Annotated in this window: 19 protein-coding genes; 5 read left to right on the forward strand and 14 right to left on the reverse strand. The window is 74.5% G+C overall.

What is annotated here, in order from left to right:
• Positions 1-146: 146 nt before the first annotated feature.
• Positions 147-2852, reverse strand: a complete 2706-nt coding sequence (locus tag GRQ65_RS10715; protein WP_160877977.1) for a SpoIIE family protein phosphatase — start codon at positions 2850-2852, stop codon at positions 147-149.
• 131 nt (positions 2853-2983) lie between these two features.
• Between GRQ65_RS10715 and GRQ65_RS10720 the strand changes: the two genes are divergently transcribed.
• Entirely contained in the window at positions 2984-3574 is a 591-nt protein-coding gene (locus tag GRQ65_RS10720) for a hypothetical protein (protein ID WP_160877978.1), read from the forward strand.
• Positions 3575-3579: 5 nt separating this feature from the next.
• On the opposite strand, the gene GRQ65_RS10725 is transcribed toward GRQ65_RS10720, so the two are convergent.
• Genes GRQ65_RS10725 through GRQ65_RS10765 form a run of 9 tightly spaced genes read right to left on the reverse strand, consistent with a single transcriptional unit; the run spans position 3580 to position 11830 of the window.
• Entirely contained in the window at positions 3580-4659 is a 1080-nt protein-coding gene (locus GRQ65_RS10725) for an MSMEG_0565 family glycosyltransferase (RefSeq protein ID WP_160877979.1), read from the reverse strand.
• Complete coding sequence (locus tag GRQ65_RS10730) at positions 4656-5504, reverse strand: carbon-nitrogen hydrolase family protein (RefSeq protein WP_160877980.1); 849 nt, start codon at positions 5502-5504, stop codon at positions 4656-4658. Before GRQ65_RS10730 ends, GRQ65_RS10725 begins: the two co-directional genes overlap by 4 nt.
• A gap of 9 nt (positions 5505-5513) precedes the next feature.
• Positions 5514-6782 carry an MSMEG_0569 family flavin-dependent oxidoreductase gene (locus GRQ65_RS10735; RefSeq protein ID WP_160877981.1) on the reverse strand — a complete coding sequence of 423 codons (1269 nt, stop codon included), beginning with the start codon at positions 6780-6782 and terminating at the stop codon, positions 5514-5516.
• Positions 6779-7090, reverse strand: coding sequence for an MSMEG_0570 family nitrogen starvation response protein (locus GRQ65_RS10740; protein WP_202387977.1), 312 nt, complete (start codon positions 7088-7090; stop codon positions 6779-6781). Before GRQ65_RS10740 ends, GRQ65_RS10735 begins: the two co-directional genes overlap by 4 nt.
• 1 nt (position 7091) lies before the next feature.
• A complete protein-coding gene (locus GRQ65_RS10745; protein WP_160877983.1) occupies positions 7092-7973 on the reverse strand; it encodes a carbon-nitrogen hydrolase family protein in 882 nt (293 codons plus the stop codon).
• Positions 7970-9373 carry an MSMEG_0567/sll0787 family protein gene (locus GRQ65_RS10750; RefSeq protein WP_160877984.1) on the reverse strand — a complete coding sequence of 468 codons (1404 nt, stop codon included), beginning with the start codon at positions 9371-9373 and terminating at the stop codon, positions 7970-7972. The genes GRQ65_RS10745 and GRQ65_RS10750 overlap by 4 nt, the downstream gene beginning before the upstream one ends.
• The gene (locus GRQ65_RS10755) at positions 9373-10431 is read right to left on the reverse strand and encodes an MSMEG_0568 family radical SAM protein (RefSeq protein WP_160877985.1); all 1059 of its coding nucleotides are present in this window, start codon (positions 10429-10431) and stop codon (positions 9373-9375) included. The genes GRQ65_RS10750 and GRQ65_RS10755 overlap by 1 nt, the downstream gene beginning before the upstream one ends.
• Positions 10432-10441: 10 nt before the next feature.
• Positions 10442-10966, reverse strand: a complete 525-nt coding sequence (locus GRQ65_RS10760; RefSeq protein WP_160877986.1) for an MSMEG_0572/Sll0783 family nitrogen starvation response protein — start codon at positions 10964-10966, stop codon at positions 10442-10444.
• Positions 10967-11005: 39 nt separating this feature from the next.
• The gene (locus GRQ65_RS10765) at positions 11006-11830 is read right to left on the reverse strand and encodes an amidohydrolase family protein (protein ID WP_160877987.1); all 825 of its coding nucleotides are present in this window, start codon (positions 11828-11830) and stop codon (positions 11006-11008) included.
• A gap of 108 nt (positions 11831-11938) precedes the next feature.
• Between GRQ65_RS10765 and GRQ65_RS10770 the strand changes: the two genes are divergently transcribed.
• From GRQ65_RS10770 to GRQ65_RS10780, 3 genes are all read left to right on the forward strand, one after another.
• Positions 11939-12763 carry a hypothetical protein gene (locus GRQ65_RS10770; protein WP_160877988.1) on the forward strand — a complete coding sequence of 275 codons (825 nt, stop codon included), beginning with the start codon at positions 11939-11941 and terminating at the stop codon, positions 12761-12763.
• 211 nt (positions 12764-12974) lie between these two features.
• Positions 12975-13505 carry a SigE family RNA polymerase sigma factor gene (locus GRQ65_RS10775; protein ID WP_160877989.1) on the forward strand — a complete coding sequence of 177 codons (531 nt, stop codon included), beginning with the start codon at positions 12975-12977 and terminating at the stop codon, positions 13503-13505.
• Positions 13502-14764 carry a hypothetical protein gene (locus GRQ65_RS10780; RefSeq protein WP_160877990.1) on the forward strand — a complete coding sequence of 421 codons (1263 nt, stop codon included), beginning with the start codon at positions 13502-13504 and terminating at the stop codon, positions 14762-14764. The genes GRQ65_RS10775 and GRQ65_RS10780 overlap by 4 nt, the downstream gene beginning before the upstream one ends.
• A 168-nt stretch (positions 14765-14932) precedes the next feature.
• Here the strand turns inward: GRQ65_RS10780 and GRQ65_RS10785 are convergent, their stop codons facing one another.
• Genes GRQ65_RS10785 through GRQ65_RS10800 form a run of 4 tightly spaced genes read right to left on the reverse strand, consistent with a single transcriptional unit; the run spans position 14933 to position 18252 of the window.
• The gene (locus GRQ65_RS10785) at positions 14933-15790 is read right to left on the reverse strand and encodes an IclR family transcriptional regulator domain-containing protein (protein WP_160877991.1); all 858 of its coding nucleotides are present in this window, start codon (positions 15788-15790) and stop codon (positions 14933-14935) included.
• 20 nt (positions 15791-15810) lie between these two features.
• Positions 15811-16572, reverse strand: coding sequence for an SDR family oxidoreductase (locus tag GRQ65_RS10790; protein WP_160877992.1), 762 nt, complete (start codon positions 16570-16572; stop codon positions 15811-15813).
• Positions 16569-17348 carry an SDR family oxidoreductase gene (locus GRQ65_RS10795; protein ID WP_160877993.1) on the reverse strand — a complete coding sequence of 260 codons (780 nt, stop codon included), beginning with the start codon at positions 17346-17348 and terminating at the stop codon, positions 16569-16571. Before GRQ65_RS10795 ends, GRQ65_RS10790 begins: the two co-directional genes overlap by 4 nt.
• A 1-nt stretch (position 17349) precedes the next feature.
• The gene (locus GRQ65_RS10800; RefSeq protein WP_160877994.1) at positions 17350-18252 is read right to left on the reverse strand and encodes a TIGR03619 family F420-dependent LLM class oxidoreductase; all 903 of its coding nucleotides are present in this window, start codon (positions 18250-18252) and stop codon (positions 17350-17352) included.
• A gap of 157 nt (positions 18253-18409) precedes the next feature.
• On the opposite strand from GRQ65_RS10800, the gene GRQ65_RS22720 reads away from it, so the two are divergent.
• Positions 18410-19375 carry a VOC family protein gene (locus tag GRQ65_RS22720; protein ID WP_237448130.1) on the forward strand — a complete coding sequence of 322 codons (966 nt, stop codon included), beginning with the start codon at positions 18410-18412 and terminating at the stop codon, positions 19373-19375.
• Positions 19376-19510 lie beyond the last annotated feature (135 nt).

A 19510-nucleotide genomic window follows, 5' to 3' on the forward strand; every position in this document is an offset into this window, starting at 1 on the left:
CACTCGGAGGTCTTCGTCATCGTCCAGCCGGCACGCCGTACCTAACGTCCGTGGATGGAACAGCTAGCGACTGTCTCGAAACCACTGCCCACCTCGCGGGGTCTCGACGACGCTCGCCATGGCTCGCTGCTCGACCAGCGGTCCCGTCAGCCCCGGGGCGGGAGCGGCGCCGGCAGAGGGCCCGGCACCCGGCGCGGGCCGGCCTCGGGGGGCCGGGGACGGTCCTCGGGGTGCAGGCGCACCGCGACGATGGCGACGTCGTCCTCGTTCGACTCGGGGAGCATCCGGCGCAGCAGCTCGTCGCAGAGCTCGTCCAGGGTCAGCTCGGCACCGACCAGCTCGGCGACCACCTCTCGCAGTTGCGCCACGCCCTCGTCGATGAGCCGACCTCGGCGCTCGACGAGTCCGTCGGTGTAGAGCAGCACCGTGACGCCTCGCGGCAGCGTCACGACGCTGTCCGTGCGCTCGGCCTCGGGGTCCAGGCCCAGCAGCAGCTCGTACGGCGCGCCCGGGTCGTCGGGCGAGAGCGCGACGACCTCGACCGTCGCGCCGTAGCCGTCGGCCGGGACCGCGACCAGGGGCGGCGGGTGCCCGGCGTTGGACCAGCGGAACCGGGTGACTCCGTCGCGCCGCTCCTGAGCCGTCTGTTCGAACCGCGCCACCACCGCGGTGGCCGTCGTGTCGATCATCAGCGTCTTCATCGCCCGGTCGACGCGGCTCAGCACGGTCGCGGGGCTCTCGTCGAAGGCCACCGCGATGCCGCGCAGCAGTCCGCGCAGCTGACCCATCGCGGCTGCCGCTGCGGTGTCGTGGCCGATGACGTCCCCGATCACCACGCTGGTCGCGCCGCCCGGCTGCAGGAAGGCGTCGTACCAGTCGCCGCCGACCTGGGCGGCCTGGGCCGCCGGCTCGTAGCGCACGACCACGTGGAGGTGGTCGGGCTCCGGAGGCGCGGTGAGCAGGCTGCGCTGGAGCCCCTCGGCCAGGTCCCGCTGCTCGGAGTAGAGCCGGGCGTTGTCGAGCGCCAGTCCCGCGCGGGAGGCCGCGTCGACCAGGTCGGCCACGTCCTCCGGGCTGAAGGGCTCGCTCCCGGCGTCGCGGAACACGCTCAGGGCACCGACGGTGTGGTCGCGGCCGCGCAGAGGCAGCAGCACGGCCGAGCGGGGTGCGAGTCGTCGCCACAGCTCGCGGGCGTCGCCGGTGCCCAGGACGGCGTCGATGGCCTCGGTCGCACCGTCCTCGATGATCACCGTGTCCTGGGTGGTGAGGGCTCTGGCGAGGAAGGAGGCGTCGGTGAGCGCGTCGATGCGCAGTCGCCGGTAGGCGTCGACCACCGGACGCAGGGCGGGGTCGACGTGGGCGCCGGCCACATCGGTCAGCCCCCGGCGCCAGGGGGCCGCAGCTGGTGTCCTCACCGCGGGGTCGGCGATGGGCCGGTCGGCCAGCGTGACCAGGCACCAGTCGCCCCAGGTGCCGGCCACGGCCTCAGCGAGCTGCGTCGCCGCCTGCTGGGCGTCGAGGGTGCGGGTGAGGTCCTCGCTGAGCCGGGTCAGCACGTGCTGGCGCGCGGCGGCCTGGGCCTCGCGCTGCTCGGCCTCGCGGCGCTCCGTGACGTCGATGAAGTAGACGCTCAGTCCGTCGGGGGTAGGCCACGCCCGCACCTCGTAGCTGCGGTCCAGCGGTGGCGGGTAGGAGACCTCGAACTCGACCGGCTCACCCGAGTCGACCGCGCGCCGGTAGTGCGCCTCGACCTCCGTCCCGACCGAGGCGGGGAACAGCTCCCACACGTTCGCGCCGATCAGCTCGCCGCGGACCGGCCCGAGCAGCTCGCGACCGCGCTCGTTGACGTAGGTGAAACGCCAGGCGGGGTCGAGGTGGAAGAACGCCGTGGGCATCGCTTCCAGCACGCGCGCCACCCGGGCCTCGCCGTCCTGCACCGCGGTGGTGTCGTACGCCGCGCCGAGCACGCGGGCCGCCCGGCCGTCGGGGCCGGCGAGTGCGCGCCCGCGGGCGGCGATCCACCGGATCGTGCCGTCGGGGAGCACCACGCGGTACTCCGCGGCGTAGAGCCCGATGGTGTCGATCGCCTCGGTGAGCGCCCGGGTCACCCGGTCGAGGTCGTCGGGGTGCAGGGCGTCGTTGAAGGCATCGATGGTGCCGCCGAACGTCGTGCGGTCGAGGCCGAAGAGGTCGAGCAGGCGCGAGTCCCAGCGCAGCTCGCCGGTCACCAGGTCCCAGTCGAAGGCGCCGACGCCCGCCGCGTCGACGGCGAGCTGCCAGACCAGCCGCTCGCTCTCGTACTCCTGGGTGAGCGCCGCGAGCTGCAGCTCGGCGACGACGGGCGCGACGAGCTCCTCGAGCACGTGCACGTCCTCGGACGACCAGGTGCGCGGCTCCTCGGCGTAGACGCACAAGGCGCCGACCGGCTCGCCGTCGATGCGCAGCGGCACGCCGACGTACGCCGCGACCGTGCCCGCTCGGACGACCGGGAAGTGCTCGGCGCGGTCATCGTTGGCGGCGTCGGTGATGACGACCTCGGCGTCCGCCTCGACCGTCAACGAGCAGACCGACTCCTCGGCCGGTGAGCGTCGCCCGACCGCGCCGGCCGAGGCGCCCGCACCGCCGATGACGAGCTGCTCGTCCGACAGGAGCGCGATCTGGCCCGAGGACGCCCCGAGCAGACGGGCCGCGAGCGCGGCGATCCGGTCCAGCGACCGGGTGTCGTGCGGCGCACCGCTGAGCCGCCGTGCGAGCTCGCCGCGCGAGGGGTGGCTTGTCGCCGCCCGGGAGAAGACCAGGATCTCGGGGCCCGTCGCGTCCGGGGTGCCGGAGGTCGAGGCGGACGGGTCCATGGGTTCGATCCGTCTCTCGCGGCTCCACCTCGTGGCGGCGCGTCGTCGTTGCGTCGGGGCGCTCACAGCGTAGGGGACGGGTGACCTCGTGGGGGGTTTCTCGGCCGGGACCAGCGGTGAGACTCACGGACGTGCGCCCCTACGCCGCCCTCGCGACCGCTGCACTGCTGACCGTGTGCGTCGCCGGCTGCAGCGAGGACGACCCGGAGCCGCCAGCCGCTGCGACCCGCGACGGGTCGGCGGCACCGACTGCGACTGCGACCGCGACTGTGACCTCGGCCGAGGTGACCGCCGAGGCGCTCTGCGCAGACCTGACCCCCGAGGTCCTCGGAGAGCTGACGGGCCGGGAGTTCTCCGAGACCCGGACCGGCACGGGTGACCTCGGGGTGCCGTACTGCGACGCCTTCTCCGACGACTCCGCACTGCTCGTGCACGTCGACTACCAGCCACCGGCCGCGTCGCTCGAGGAGGTGCGCGACGCCTTCGACCCGCTCGGTCTGCCGCGCACCGAGGTGTCGGTCGCGGGTCACGACGGTCTGCTGACGTCCGGTCGCAAGGGCGGTCAGACCGCGGCCAACGTGTTCGTCGAGATCGACGGCCGGATCCTGTTCACCTACGCGAAGTCGGCAGTCGGGCTGGGGGATCCGCCGCCCGTGGACGGCCTGCGGACCCTGGCGCTCGACGTGGCCGAGAGCGCCGCCGCCGCCCTCGGAGGCACCTGAGCGGGTCAGCCGAGCGCCTCGTAGAAGTCGAGGTGGGCCCTCGCCGCCGCCTCCCACGTGTACGCCGCGGCGAGGGCGCGACCGGGCTGCGGGTCGGGCGGGTCGTCGAGCAGGCGGGCGAGCGCCGAGGCGATCGACGGAGGGTCGGCGGCGTAGGTCACCGTCGGCCCCAGCACCTCGCGCAGCACCGGCAGGTCGCGGGCGACGACCGGGACACCGGCGGCCAGCGCCTCGAGCGCGGCGAGGCCGAACCCCTCCTTGGTCGACACCATGGCGAGGCCCGAGGCCTGCGCCACGAGGGTCGGCAGCTCCTCCTCGGTCAGGGTGCCGAGCACGACCGGCTCGACGCCGAGCTCGGCCGCTCGGTCGTCGAAGGCGCGGCGGTAGTCGCGGTAGTCGAAGAGCGTCTCGCCGCCGCCGAGCACCAGCGAGAGACCCGGCCGGTCGCGGCGCAGCAGCGCGAACGCCTCGAGCAGGTCGAGCGAGGCCTTGCGGGGCTCGATCCCGCCGAGGGCGAGCACGTAGTCGCCGAGCCGCTCCGCCCATGCGGCGCGTCCGGCGCGGTCGAGCGCGCCGCCTGCGAACCGCGCCGCGTCGACGCCGTTCGCGATCACGACCGGCTCCAGGCCCCAGCCGGCCCGCACCTCGGCGGCGACCGCGGCGGAGACGCAGATGCGCGCCGACGGCTCGACCAGCGCCTTCTCGTGGCAGGCGGCCAGCTCGGGCGTGGTGAAGGTGTCGAGGTGGTGCACCGTGCGCACGCACGGCAGCGCGGCGTTGGCGCTAATGCAGTCCTGCGCGTGCACCACGTCGTACGCCGACCGCTCGCGCGCGAACGCCTCCCGCAGCACCGCGATCGAGCGCACGATGCGGGCCCCGACCGGCTCGTCGTCGCCGGCGGTGAACGGCACCGCGTGGACGGTGACGCCGGGCGCGACCGGGCGGAAGAACGTCGTGTCGCCGCCGCGCCCGAGCGTCCAGACGTGCACGTCGACGCCGAGCTCGGCGAGCGCCTCGGCCAGCGCGAGGGTGTGCACCACGCCGCCGCGCGGGCGGGTCGTGTAGGTCAGCAGCGCCAGTCTCACGAGCCGCTCCCGTCGGGGCCGGCGTAGGCAGCAGGCACGAGCTCGTCGAGGTGGTGCAGCAGCCGGCGAGCGCGGGCGACCTCCACGTCGGCGTCGAGCTCGGCGATCGCCATCCCGCCCTTGGACCCGGTGCGGGCGAGCACGTCGCCACCGGGCCCGACGACCTTGGCCTGGCCGAGGAAGCGCAGCCCGCCGAGCACCCCGGTCTGGTTGGAGGAGACCCAGACGACCTGGTTCTCCGCCGCCCGGGCGCAGTCGTAGAGGTCGAACAGGCGCGACTGGCGGTCCTGCGGCAGCCGCGAGGCGCGGTCGGTGACCGACGCCGGCCACGCCGAGAGGCAGGCCAGCACCTCCGCACCGTCGAGGGCGAGCGTGCGGGCGGCCTCGGGGAAGGTCTTGTCGTAGTCGATGAGCATCCCGAGCCGCCCGACCGGGGTGTCGAACGCCGTGAAGGTCTCGCCCGCGGCGTAGACGAGCGACTCGCCCGCCGGCTGGTGCACCTTGCGGTGGCGCCCGAGCACGCCGCCGCCGTGCAGGCAGACGGCGGAGTTGTAGAGCCGCGGGGTCCTGTCGACGACGGCCTCCTCGGCGTACCCCACGCAGACGACGAGGTCGCCGGCCGCGGCGGCGATCCGGCGCAGCTCGGGGGAGTCCTCGGCCAGGGCAGGCGGCAGCGAGCGAGGATCGGGGTGCACCAGGTCCGAGAGGTAGCCGCCGAGCGTGGCGTCGGGCAGCACGAGCAGGTCGAGCCGCTCGCGCCGCGCGTCGGCGACGATGCCCTCCACCTTCGCCACCGCGCGCTCCAGGTCGCGCCCGAAGTGCGCGGCGACGGCGCCCACCCTCATCTCACGGCCTCAGCCGACCGGCTGCCGCCGGGCGACGGCCCCGGTGATGCAGGACGCGACGTGCTCGGCGTCGCGGGCGATGCCGAGGAAGCGCCCCGAGCCCCACGTGTGCAGCCACGGCAGGCCCAGGAAGTAGAGCCCCGGCACCGAGGTCACGCCGCGGGTGTGCGTCGGGCGCCCGGCGCCGTCGAAGACCCCGACGTGCACCCAGCGATAGTCGGGCCGGTAGCCGATCGCCCACACCACCGACGTGATGCCCTCGGCGACCAGGTCGAGCGCGGTCGTCTCGGCCTCGGGACGCCAGACGGGCTCGTACGTCGAGGGGGGCGGCGCGTCGAGGCCGTGGGCCTCGATCCAGCGGTCGATGTCGCGGTTGATCGAGACGTACGTCGCGTCCGCGGCGTCGAGCGCCGCGCCGGCGGTCGGCAGGAACGACAGGTGCGTGCCCGCGCCGGCCTCGAGCAGGCCGTGGAGCCGCATCCCCTCGAGCGCGAAGCGCCTCAGGTCGATGTCGCGGCCGCCGTCGCGGCCGGTGACGTAGTGGTTGGTCTTCTCCCGGGCGGTCGCGCCGCCGGGGTACTGCGCGACGGGCGTGTCGTAGAGTCCCATGTCGGACAGCCAGGTCATGACGTCGCGGCCGCGGTAGGTGCGGGCGACCCGGGGGGCGTCGCCGAGGGCGAGGTGGACCTGTCGGCCCGTCAGGTGGAGGTCCTCGGCGATCTGGGCGCCGGACTGCCCGGAGCCGACGACGAGGACGGCGCCGTCGGGCAGCTGGTCGGGGTTGCGGTAGTGCGCCGACTCCAGCTGCGTGATCGACGGGTCGAGGGCGGGAGCCCACGCGGGCACGATCGGCAGGTGGTAGCCGCCGGTGGCGACGACGACGTGGTCGGCCGAGAAGATCACCTCGCCCTCGGGGCCGGTCGTCGCCACCAGGAAGCCGCCACCCTCTCGCTCGGTCAGCGAGGTGGCCCGGGTGCGCTCGAGCAGCGGCGGGCCGAACGTCGCGGCGTACCCCCCGAGCCAGGCGACGACCTCGTCGCGCGTCATGAACCCGTCGGGGTCGGGACCGTCGTAGGCGTAGCCCGGCAGTCGGCAGTGCCAGTTGGGCGTCACCAGGGTGAAGGAGTCCCAGCGGCGGTCGGCCCACTCGTGAGCGGCGGTCTCGGCCTCGAGGACGACGTGGTCGACACCGTCGCGGGTCAGGCACCAGCTGGTCGACAGTCCCGCCTGCCCGCCGCCGACCACGACGACCCGGGTGCTGCGCACCTCGGCGCTCACGCGCTCGCCTCCTGCTGGGTGGTCTCCGCGGGGAGCGGGGGCCACATCCGGGTCACCAGTACGACCTCGTCGGCGTCGTACGCCGCGGCCGAGGTCGTGACCTGCTCGATCGTCGCCTGGGCGGAGGTGCAGGCGAAGCCGTAGCGCTCGCGCACGCGCTCGCTGGCGGTCTCGAGGGCGAGCGTGGTCCGCCGGGTGAAGTCGCGCACGGAGTAGGCGCGGCCCGGCACCAGGTGGTCGTGCACGACCAGGGAGGGGGAGTAGAGCGACTCCGTGCGGCCGTCGGGCCAGCACACGTCGACGGTCATCTCAGGCACGGGCGGTCTCCCGTCCCACGAGCCCGCCGTAGAGGTCGGGGCGGCGGTCCCCGAGGTGGGACATCGAGCGGCGGGCCGTCGCGAGCGCGTCACGGACGTCGACGGTCGCCACCGCCATGCCCTCGCCGACGCCGGTGCCGGCGAGGACGTCGCCGCCGGGGCCGACGACCTTGGCGTGGCCGACGAAGCGGAGCGAGCCGAAGGTGCCGGCCTGGTTGGAGGCGACCCAGACCAGCTGGTTCTCCAAGGCGCGGGCCTGGTCGAAGAGGTTGAACCGGTGGGTCCACCGGTCCTCGGCCACATCGCCCGCCGTCGCCGTCCGCGAGGCGGGCCAGGCCGAGATGCAGGCGACGACCTCGGCCCCGTCGAGCGCGACCCCGCGGGCCGCCTCGGGGAAGGCCTTGTCGTAGCAGATGAGCATGCCCAGGCGTCCGACCGGAGTGTCGAAGGCCCGCAGCTCCTCGCCGGCGGCGTAGAACAGCGACTCGCCGAGCGGCTGGTGGACCTTGCGGTGCACCCCGAGCACGCCGTCGCCGCTCACGACCGCCGCGCTGTTGTAGCGCTCGCCCGCGTCGGCCTCGCAGAAGCCCACGACGACGGTGAGGTCGCGGGCGATCGCGGCGACCCGGCGCAGCTCGGGTCCGTCGACGTCGAGCACGGGTGGGAGCGACTCGGGCTGCTCGTCGTGGCTGCCGTCGCGCCCGCGGCCCAGCACGGACAGGTAGCCGCCGAGGCTCGCCTCGGGCAGCACCAGCAGGTCGGCGCCCTGGGCCCGCGCGCGGTCGGCGTACGCCGCGACCTGGGCGAGGCACTGGTCCACGTCGCGGCCGAAGCCGGCGCAGACCGTGGCGATGGTGGTGGAGGTGGTGGTCATGATGCTGCTCCCAGTCCGGTGACGGTCATGGAGACGGCCTCGGTGACGACGCCGTCGGGCCAGCGCAGGCCGACGCCCGTGCCGGTCGTGAGCTCGCCGCAGACCTGCGAGGTGACGTGGGCGGGCAGGGCGGTGCGCGGCGCCGCGTCGCGGTGGTCGGCGGTGACCATCGCGAACCCCGGGAAGCAGGTGAGCCAGTCGCCCGGGGCCGCGGTGTCGGGCGCGGGCACGTCGGCCACGTCCAGCACCGCCCGCACCCCGCTGGCCTCGGCGAGCATCCCGGCGGTGCCGACCAGCCCGCTCATGCTGACGTCCTTGGCCGCGGCGGGCGCGAGCGCGGGCACGACGTCGGCGAGCGCGCGCAGCTCGGCGCCGGTGCGGTGCGTCGAGGAGTCCCACTGGCTGCCGGTGGCCCCGGGGCGCCAGCCGCCGCCGAGGTCGGCGGTGATCCGCAGGGCGTGGCCGGCCCGCCCGCCGGCGCCGGGCACCGGAGTGGTCGTGCGGCCGAGCGCGGTGACGCTGAGGGCACCGGGCACGCCGAGCTGGGTGTGGCCACCGAGCACCGGTACGCCCCAGGCCCGCGACGCCTCGCCGAGCCCGCGCAGGACGCGCCGGGCGAACGACGCGTCGCGGGCGCCGACCGCGTCGAGGAGCCCGACCGGGCGCGCCCCCATCGCCGAGAGGTCGTTGAGGTTGACCAGCACCGCGCACCAGCCGGCCCACTCGGGGTCGCGCTCGACCATCGAGGGCAGGATCGCGTCGCACGCGGCGACCACGTCCGTGCCCGGCACCGGTGCGCCGTCGTCGCCGAGGAAGCCGGCACCGCTGTCGACGAGCCCGGTCAGCAGCGGGCCGAGGGCGGCCTTGGTCGCGTCGACGAGGCGCTGCACGCGGTGGACCGGCCAGTCGACGAGCACGTGGGGCCGGCCGTGCAGGTGGAGGCGCTCGCGCGGCACCCACCCGAGCCGGTGGAACAGCGCCGCCGCCTGGGCCTGCACCGTGGCGTCGAAGCGCAGCGCGCCGCGCGACTCGGCCTCGGCGCAGGCCGCCCGCACCAGTGCCGCGCCGACGCCGAGGAGGAGCCGGGCGTCGTGGGCGACGACCAGCCGGCTCCCGCGCCACCAGCCGAGGTCGCGCCCCGACAGCGCAGGGTGCAGGCGGACCCCGCCGAGGACCTCGCCGTCGTGGGCCCGTGCGACCAGCACGACGGTGCGCGGGTCGTCGTCGACGTCGTCGCGGTCGCTGCCGGCGAACAGTCCCTGCTCGCGCACGAAGACCTCGTGCCGCAGCCGGTGGTACGCCGCCAGCTCGGCCCGGCCGGCGGGCACGACGACGAACGAGTCGAGGGCGGGCGTCGTACGCCGGGTGCCGGTGAGCACCACCTCGTCGACGAGCGACATCACGCCCCCTCGCAGGCCAGGGCCGAGCACGCGCCGCACGCGGCGCACCCGGCGGCCTGGCCGGCGCCGTGCATCCCGGCGGCGCGGAGCACGGCCGCGACCCGGGCGGTCACGTCGTGCACCACCTCGGGTGGAGGCGCCGGCACGCCGTCGACGTCGGTGGCGAGGGTCCCGGCGAGCGGACGGAACGGCACCACGAACGGGTAGACGCCCATCGCGACCAGCTCCGCGGCGCCCGCGACCAGCTCGTCGGGGTCCTCACCGAGCCCGATGAGCAGGTACGTCGAGACCTGGTTCCAGCCGAAGACGCGCACGGCCTCGGCCCACGCCGCGCGGTAGTCCGCCATCGACACGGTGCCCTTGCCCGGCATCCAGCGCCGGCGCACGTCGTCGTCGAGCGACTCGACGTGGATGCCGATCGAGCGCGCACCGGCGTCGTACAGCTCCTGGATCGTGGCGAGGTCGCCCGGGGGCTCGCACTGCACCTGGATCGGCAGGTCGGGCAGCACCTCGCGCACCGCCCGCACGCACCGGGCCAGGTGGGTCGCGCCGCGGTCGCGGCCGTTGCTGGTGCCGGTGGTCATCACCATCTGCGTGACGCCGTCGAGCTCGTGCGCCGCGAGCGCGACCTCGGCGATCATGGCGGGTGTCTTGACCGCGACGGTCGAGCCCTGACGCAGCGACTCCTCGATGGCGCAGAAGCGACAGCGCTCGGCCTCGGCGTACCGCACGCAGGTCTGCACGACCGTGGTCGCCAGCACCCGCGCGGAGTGCAGCCGCGCGACCTGCTCGTAGGGCACCCCGTCTGCGGTGGTGAGGTCGTAGAACCGCGGTCGGGCCACGGCTTCCACGCCCATGCCCGTGTCGGCCCCGTCGAGCAGCAGCCGGCCGCCGGCCACGGTGTAGGGGCTGCGCGGGTTGAGCGGGATCGCGGCGCCGATCCCGTCGAGCAGCACGTGACCGTCGTCGCTGGGGCCCGCACCCGCCCGACGCGCCACCGGCGCGTCGAGCAGGCGGATGCCCTGGATGGCGACGTCCACCCTCGTCGAGGAGCTCACGGGTCGGCCCTCAGAGGTTGTAGACGCTGTTGATGATCGCGCCCTTGTTGGCGAAGTGGATGACGGCGTCCTGCACGTCGAGCGGGTGGCACGGGATGACGCCCTCGATGAGGTCCTCCTCGCGCTGGCCGTGCAGCGCCATGCCGAAGCGGCAGCACAGCACCGTGCCGCCCTCGGAGATGAAGGTCTTGATCGCGTCGTTCATGTTCTGGTTGCCCGGGAACGCCGTGTCGCCGGTCGTCGGGAACCCGCGGGTGTCCGCGCAGGCGAGCGCGCCGGGGCCGTAGAAGTAGAGCGTCGCGTCGAAGCCCTTGCGCAACGCGCGGGTCGTCTGGAGGACCGCCACGAAGCTGACCGAGCTCTCGTGCGGGATGCCGTGGACCAGCGTCAGCCACGCCTGGCCCTCGCTGGCCTGGTAGTCGGGGAAGAGCTTGGTCGAGCCGTAGAGGTTGGTGCCCTTGGGCTGCGAGGGGTGCTGGATCTCGGCCACGGACTTCTCCATGTTGGCCAGGATCTCGTCGTCGAACACGGACATCTGCTGCTCCTCTGGGTGGGGTGCTGCGGGTGGGTCTGCTCAGCCGTAGAGGGCCGAGAAGTTGTCGTGGAAGAAGGCGGCGGCGAGCTCGCCGTCGCCAGCCGCGGCGGCGAGCCGGGCGTGCTCGCCCGCGAAGTCGCCCCACGGGGTGTCGGTGGCGAAGAGCACGCGGTCGTGGCCGGTCCCGCGCCGCTCGATCTCCTGCACGAGCCAGCCGGCGGCGAAGCCGATCGACCAGCTGGCGTCGGTGTAGACCTGCTTGCCGGTCTCGATCCAGTCGAAGAGGCGGTGGCCGATGAGCTTCATGTGCCCGCTCATGCCGCCGCCGAGGTGGACGAGGTGGATGCGCGCCGTGTCGCCGTACCGCTCGACGAGGGTGCCGACCTGGTCGACGTCGGAGGCGCCGCCCGGGCTGGTGTGCACGTGCACGACGAGGTCGCGCTCGGCGGCAGTGGTGAAGATGCGGTCGAGCTGCTCGGCGCAGTCGGGGTCGGTGGGGCTGCCGCCGAGCAGGAAGCTGGTCTTGAGCGCGACCACCCCGTCCTCGCCGGCCAGCGCCAGCGCCGCGTCGTTGCGCTCCGCGTCGGAGGCCTTGGGCGAGAGCCACAGCCCGCAGCGCACCCGGTCGTCGCGCTGGGCCGCCTCGAGGGCGAGGTGGTTGTGACCGAACGCGACGTCGGGGTCGGGCACGCCGTAGTTGGGCAGCACCAGCGCGCGCTCGACCCCCTCCTCGTCGAGGCTGCGCAGGAACTCCGTCACGGTCGCCTTCGCGGTGACGTCCGCGCTGATGGCCGGACCGCCGTAGAAGGGGTACGACGGCAGCACGCCGATGTGGCGGTGGGCGTCGTGGACGGGGTGGGCCATGCCTGAAGAGCCTGTGGGCCGGTCGTTTCCGACTGGTTTCGGCAGGAACACGAGATGCAGCGCGGAGCGTAAGTTCGACGTAACGCGCCCTAGCGGGTACCGCTCCGCGTGTCCTTCCTCCGCAGACTGGGTGGCCTTGCCGGCAGCGGTGCCGCACGCGCCGCAGCCAACGGACCGTCGGCCATCAGCGACGAGCAGTACGCCGCCACGCTGGGCGCCTTCGCACGGCTCGCCGACAAGGTGCTCGACCAGCCGGAGCACTGGCTCCGCGTCGACGGCGAGCCCGAGCACCTGCAGGGCCGCATCGGCCGGTCGTGGCGCGCGGCCCGCGACGCCGTCACCGGTGACACCCACCCCGGCTCGCCCGACTGGGACTCGCTCCCGGTCGGTGAGCGGGTCGACTGGTGGGTGGCGCGGATCGGCGTGACCGCCGGAGCGGTCGCCGCGGCGCCGCGGTTCACCGGGCTCGTCTCCGACCGGCTCCCGATCCAGGCCGGGCTCGGTGCCGCCGCCTCCGGGCTCGCCGTCTGCGCGGTCGCCCGGGAGAACGGCATCGACGACCCGGTGCGCTGGGTGCCGATGCTGGCCCAGGTGATCTTCGACCGCCGCCTCGACCTCGAGGTGGCCGAGGCCGAGACCCCCGCGGCCAGCGCGGTCGGCGAGGTGGACGAGGTCGACGGCGCCGACGCCCCCTCCGAGGACCAGGACGGTCTGCCGAAGCGGACGCTGCGGGCCATGTGGCGCCTGGCCCGGATGCTGCTCGAGCTGCAGAGCGTCTTCGACGAGCGCCCCCGCGGCGGGTTCCTCGGCCGCGCCCTCGGCAAGCTCCCGGTCATCGGCGTCGTCGGCGGCTGGCTCGACGAGCGCGGCGCCATCGCCGCCTCCGCCCGCGAGACCCAGGGCGTCATCGACACCCGGGCCGCCCGGCGCTGAGGTCTGGCGGCTGCTTGTCTGACAGGTCGTGGGCCTGAGGACGAGCCCGGGCGCGTGCTGGGCACACGACTCGGCGTCGGTGGCGGCGTACGCCGGGGAGCGGTGCGTGAGCAACCTTTCCCGGCCCCAGGAAGGTTGTTGAGGCACCGCCGCCTGAGGCGACCCCGAGATCGCCCCACCCGAGACCGGGGTGGCGTGCGTTGATGGGGGTGTGGACGCGGAGTTCGAGCAGTGGGTGCACGCGCGCGGGGCGGCCCTCGCGCGCAGTGCCTACCTGCTGACCGGCGACGTCCACCTCGCCGAGGACCTGGTCCAGGACACCCTGGTGCGGGTCGCGAGCCGGTGGCGGCGGCTCGACGACCGCCCCGACGGCTACGCCCGCACGGTCATGCACCACCTCGCCGTCGACCGGTGGCGCCGCCGTCGGTCCCGGCCCGACGAGGTGCTCACCCATGCCCCGCCCGAGGCGGGTGGCGGGGACGGCGCCGACGAGGCCGACCGGCGGCTCCTGCTGCGTCGCGCGCTGCTGCAGCTCACGCCGCGCGAGCGGGCGGTCGTGTCGCTGCGGTTCTACGAGGACCTGACCGAGGTCGAGACTGCGCGGGTCCTCGGCTGCTCGACCAGCACGGTCAAGTCGCAGACCCGGGTCGCCCTGGCCCGGCTGCGCGACGTCGCTCCCGCCCTGCTCGACGACCTGACCGACCACCCGACGACCGACGCAGGCGAGGAGGCCCGCCGATGAGCCACCTGCACGAGCAGCTCGACGACCTGGTCGAGGCCCCGTCGCGCCAGGTGCGCGTCGACCCTGCTGCCGCCTGGGCGGGTGGTGTCCGACGCAGGCGGCGGCGTACGGCGCTCGCCGGCGCGGGTGCCACGCTCGCGGTCGTGCTCGTCGTCCTGGTCGCGACGTCCGGTTGGCTGACGCCCGACCGGATCCAGCCCGCTGGGCGGGACGGTCGCCCGGGCGTGACCGGCTACCCCGACCGGGTCGAGGCGCCGTGGTGGGTCCGCGACCTGCCCGCCCGACCCGGGCCGCTCGCGGGACTCGTCGAGCTCGAGTCGGGGGAGTGGCGCGGGGTGAGCGCGTCGGGGCGGCAGTGGCGGCTGCCCGACCAGCAGGACCGCACCCCGGCGCTCTCGCCCGACGGCACGCACCTGGCGGGGTTCGGCGCAGGGGACCCCGAGGACGCGAGGTTCGAGGTGCGCGACCTGGTGCGCGGGGAGGTCGTCGGCATGGACCAGGTCGGCATCGGTGCTTCCTCCGCACGAGCGGACGGGCCGAGCACATCCCTGTACGTGTCCCCGCAGCAGCCGGTCGTCTGGTCTCCCGACGGCACCCGCGTCGCCGCACGGGGAGGACCCACGGGTGCAGGCCGTGACGGCGCCGTCCTCATGGGCTTCGGTGGGACCGCGACCGTCACACCCCGTCCCGGCCGCGCCACATACTTCGTCGGCTGGGTCGGCGACGACCGACTCGCCTGGCTAGGGACCTCGAAAGATCCGGTCTACGTCGAGATCGATCTGGACGGCGAGGTGCTGCGCAGGGTCGAGCTCCCCTCGTTGCCCGACGAGATGTCGCAGTGGAGTGGATCCCTCTCGCCGGACGAGAGGTTCCTCGCGATCGCGTGGCCTCGCTCGACCTCGGCCCTCGTCTACGACCTCACCACCGGGCAACAGAGCGGCTACACACCCCTGTCCCCGACCTCGACGACCTCGGAGGTGGGCTGCCCGACCACCTGGGTCGACGACGAGCCGATCGTGCCGACGTACGCCGACGTGCTGGCCGGACGGGTGCGGACCGACCCGCGACTCGGTGAGATCACCTGCTCGATCTGGGCCACCGACGCGATCGCCGCGGGTCCGCAGCGGAGCCTCACCGACCGGCTGCCGTGGCGCTGGCGCGAGATCGGCGCGGGGGTGCTCGCGGGGCTCCTGCTGCTGGCCGGATCGGTGACGTGGCGCATCCGTCGCGGGGTCCGGAGGCGGGCGGCTACCGGGTGAGAGCACGACTCGTGTGCCTGAGAACGAGCCGAGACCCGTTCCTGGGCACACGACCCGAGTCCGTCGGCGTGCTCCAGGGAGCGGTGCAGAGCAACCGTCCAGGAAGCCAGGAAGCCAGGAAGCCAGGAAGCCAGGAAGGTTGGGAAGGCACCGCCGCCTCCAGCGGCCCTACTCCGCCCAGCTGATCGAGTGCCGCAGCCCGAGCTCGATGTCGGCGGCGGCCTGCTGGACGCGGGGGACGAGGGCGCGCATGTCGTCGACAGACTTGCGGCCGACGTGGGTGGAGAGGTTGATGGCGGCCCGGGTCTGGCCGTGGCGGTCGTGCACGGGCACGGCGACGGCTACGAGGCCGATCTCGAGCTCCTGGTTGACCAGGGCGTAGCCCTGCTCGCGCACCTTGGCGAGCTCCCCGCGCAGCGCGCCCTTGTCGGTGATCGTGTTGGGCAGCATCGGGACCAGCTCGGTGCGGGCGAGGTAGTCGTCGATCTCGGCCGTGGGCCGGTCGGCGAGGAGCGCGCGCCCCATCGCCGTGGCGTACGCCGGGCGCCGGGCGCCGATGCTGACGGAGATCGTCATCAGCGCGGGGCCGGGCACGCGCACGACGTAGACGACGTCGCCGCGGTCGAGGATCGAGCCCTCGCTGGCCTCGCCGGTCTCGGCGACGAGCTTCTCGAGGTGGGGGAGCGCGACGTCGGGGAAGGTCAGTGCGGAGAGGTAGGAGTAGCCGAGCTCGAGCACCCGCGGGGTGAGCTCGTAGCCGTTGCGGTGCGGCTGCACGTAGCCGAGCTCGGTCAGGGTGAAGAGGAAGCGGCGCACCGCGGCGCGGGTGAGCCCCGCGACCTGGGCGATCTCGGAGACGGTGAGCCGCGGACGGTCGGCGTCGAAGACGCGGATGATGGCGAGCCCGCGCTCAAGGGACTGAACGAAGTCGCGGTGGCGACCGGGGCCCTCCTCCGACTCCTCGCTCGACTCCGTGCTCGACTCCTGGTTCACGGCCGGGTCGTCCTCCGCCGGGCGCAGTGGCATCGCGTCATTCCCCTCTGTCCTCAGCGGACGTACGACGCACCGTTGAGGTCCAACGTGGCACCGGTGAGACTAGGGCATCGGTCGCTGGCCAGGTACGACACGAGATCGGCGACCTCGTCGGCGCCCACGAGCTCCCCGCTGGCCATGAGCCCCGCCACCGCGGCGGCCTGCTCGGCACTCTGACCGGCCACCCCCATCCCGGTGTCCACGACACCGGGGGCCAGCACGACGACCCGCACCCCGTCGCGGGCGAAGTGGCGCGCGAGCGTCTGGGCGAGGTTGCGGATGGCGGCCTTCGAGGCGGCGTACCCGCTCACGTCGAGCAGGCGCGAGCCCTGCTCGGCCGACCAGCTCGACAGCACCACGGCGGTGCCGCCACCGCGCGAGGCGAAGGTGCGCACGGCCTCGCGCAGCAGCGCGCCGGCGCCGACGACGTTGACGGCGAGCTGCTCGGCCCAGCCGGCGTCCCAGGTCTCGTCGTCGCCGTCGAACGGCGTCGGCGCGATGGTCGCGGCGTTGAGGACGAGCACGTCGACCGGGCGCTCGGCCTCGGCGGCCCGCCAGAGCTCGCGCGCGCCCTGCGGCGTCGACAGGTCTCCGGCGAGCAGGGTGGCGCGGTCGCGGTGGGGACCGTCGACCGCAGCCTCGGCGGCCTCGCGCCCGGAGCGGTACTGCCCGAGCAGGTCGGCTCCGTCGGCGAGCAGCCGCTGCGCGGTCGCGGCGCCGATGCCCCCGGACGTGCCGGTGAGCAGCACGGTGCGACCGGCGAGCGGGCCGCTCACAGCAGGCCCCCGTCGACGGGCAGCAGCTGGCCGGTGACGCCGCCGGCGAGGTCGCTGGTCAGGAACGCGATCGTGTTCACGACGTCGTCGACGGTCGCGATCCGACCGAGCGCGGTGGCGCGGGCCGCCTGGGCGAGCGCCTCGTCGAGGCCGGTGGCGGTGGCCTCGGCGCGGGCCTCCATGCGGCCGACGAGCGCCTCGGTGGCGACCGGTCCGGGGCCGACGGCGTTGACCCGCACCCCGTGGGCGCCGAGCGAGGCGGCGGCCGAGCGCACGAGGCCGAGGACGGCGTGCTTGCTGGCGACGTAGGACCAGATCCGCCCGTCGCCGCGCCAGGAGTTGAGCGAGCCGATGACGGTCACGGCAGAGCCGGCGCCGAGGTGCGGGGCGACGTGCTTGAGGGTCGCCGCGACGCCGTGCACGTTGACGGCCATCACGCGGTCGAAGTCGTCGAGGTCGAGCGCGGCCGGCTCCTGCCAGACGGGTACGACGCCCGCCGCGGCCACGACCGCGTCGAGGCCCCCGAGGTGCTCGACCGCCGTGGCGACGGCCGGGGCGACCTGGGCCTCGTCGGTCACGTCGCAGCCGACCCCGACCCAGCCCTCGGGCAGGTCGGAGAAGTCGGTGCCGGGCAGGTCCAGCGCGGCGCCGTGGGCGCCCATCGCGGCGAAGCCCGCGACGGTGGCCCCGCCCAGGCCGCGGCCGCCGCCGGTGACGAGGGCCCGGCGGCCGGCGAGCAGCTGCGGAACGGCGGAGGCGCGAGGCGTCTCAGACATCTCAGGCACCTCGCAGCGCGTCGTGCGAGGCCCGCGGGTCGCCGTCGAGCGGCAGGTCGACGATCACCTCGTGCACGCCGGCGGCCGCGAGGTCGCCGAGCCGGGCGGCGACGTCGGTCTCGCGGCCCAGCGACTCGACCAGGCGAAGCACGAACCGCAGCGACGCCGGGTCGCGCTCGACCTTGCGGGCCTGCTCGCGCACGGCCTCGATCTCGCCGGCGAGGTGCTCGACGTCGAGCTCCGGCACCGCCTGCTGGGCCAGCCAGCCGTCGCCCAGCGAGCCCGCCCGGCGGAACGCCGCCTTGGTGTGCCCGCCCACGAGGATCGGCACCGCGTGGGCCGGGGTCGGCAGCTGCACGAGGCCGTCGGCGAGCGGGTAGAGGCCGTCATGGGCGGAGGGATAGCCGCTCCAGCAGTCGCGCAGCAGCGCGATCCACTCCTCGGTCCGCTTGCCGCGGTCCTCGAACGACGCGTCGAGGGCCTCGAACTCCTCGCGCAGCCAGCCCGCGCCGACGCCGAGCTCGATGCGGCCGCCGGACAGGACGTCCATGCTCGCGACCTGCTTGGCGAGCAGGACCGGGTTGCGCATGGGCAGCACGAGCACCGCGCTGCCGATCCGGACGCGCTCGGTGGCCGCGGCCGCCGCGGTCATCGCGACCAGCGCCTCGACGTACGGCACGTCGCCCTTCCACGTCGCCTTACCGTCCTGCGCGAACGGGTAGTGCGAGCCGATCTCGAGCGGCATCGCCACGTGGTCGCTCACCCACAGCGAGTCGAAGCCCGCCTCCTCCAGGGCGCGGGCCCGGGCTGGGATCGAGACAGGGTCGACGGCGCCGGTGTGGGGCAGCTTCGCTCCCAGCGCGACCTGGCGAGCGACGGCGGGGGCGTCAGGGGAGGCGGTCACGCGGTCATGGTGTCGAGTCACTCTGTGTGCGTCAAGCGCGCAAAAAAACGCAGAGCGGCTGTTCTGTACGTATTGCGCACATCACAACGATCTGCGAGCATCCCTGCCACGACCGCCTCACCGACAGCCAGATCGACCCCGAGAGGAACTGCGTCGCATGGTGACGACCGCCCGGACCGAGCGTCAGTTCGGCACCCTGTCCGGCCTCGACCACATCGGCATCGGCACGACCGACGCCGACGCCGCCCGCGAGTTCTACGCCGAGCTCGGCTTCACCGACACCTCCTTCGACTACACGGGACCGCTGCCCGGCCTCGCCGGCGTCAGCGGTCACGAGAGCACCGAGGCGCGCGTGGTCTACCTGCGCGCCGGCAACCCGACGGTCCTGGGCCGCGCCGGGATCAAGCTGGTGCAGCTGCTCGACCGCCCCAACCCGCCGCTGCCCGAGGGCCAGGCGTGGGGCGAGCCCGGCATCTGCGAGGTGTGCGTGCACGTCAACGGCCAGGCGGAGTTCTACGAGGACCTCGTCGCCCGCGGCCACACCGGCCTGATGGAGCCCAACGAGGCCGACCTCGAGCCCTACCAGACCCACTGCGGCCTGTCCTACGTCGAGGACCCGGACGGCGCGAAGATCGAGCTCATCGAGTGGTCGACGCTCGCCGCGGGCTGGCCGCTCGAGGAGGGCCCCCACGGCGTCAACCACGTCGCGTTCGGTGTGGACGACATCGAGCGCACCCGCGCCTTCTACCGCCAGCTCGGCTTCACCGGCCAGCTCTTCGAGTCCGACGGCTACTTCGAGCCGATGCACCCCTGGTTCGGCGAGCGCACCCCGCCGCGGATGCGGATGATGCTGCTGACCAACCCGTACGGCGGCGCGCTGGAGCCGGTGCAGCACTACCCCGCCTCGCCCGACATGCGCGGGGAGTGGGGGCGGCTCGGCACCTTCGAGTTCGCGATCGGTGCCCGCTGCCTCGACACCGCCGTCGAGCACCTCGGCGGGCTCGGCATCGAGCTCGTCGGCGAGCCCACGAGCCTCGACGTGGGAGGCGGCGCGACGTGGCGCTACGCCTACTTCCGCGACCCCGACGACCTGTACGTCTGCATCACGGAGGTGCGTGCGTGAACACCGTGAACCCCGCGGCCGACCCGACCCCCGGCGCGCCCGTGCCCGCCGAGAAGGGCGTGCTCATCGGCGACGAGGAGCGCGCCGAGGCGGCTGCCGCCCCGGCCCCGGCGGGGCGGCGCGCCCGTCGCGACG

Origin of the sequence: Nocardioides flavescens, from assembly GCF_009823805.1 — a bacterium.
GTDB classification, from domain to species: Bacteria; Actinomycetota; Actinomycetes; order Propionibacteriales; family Nocardioidaceae; genus Nocardioides; species Nocardioides flavescens.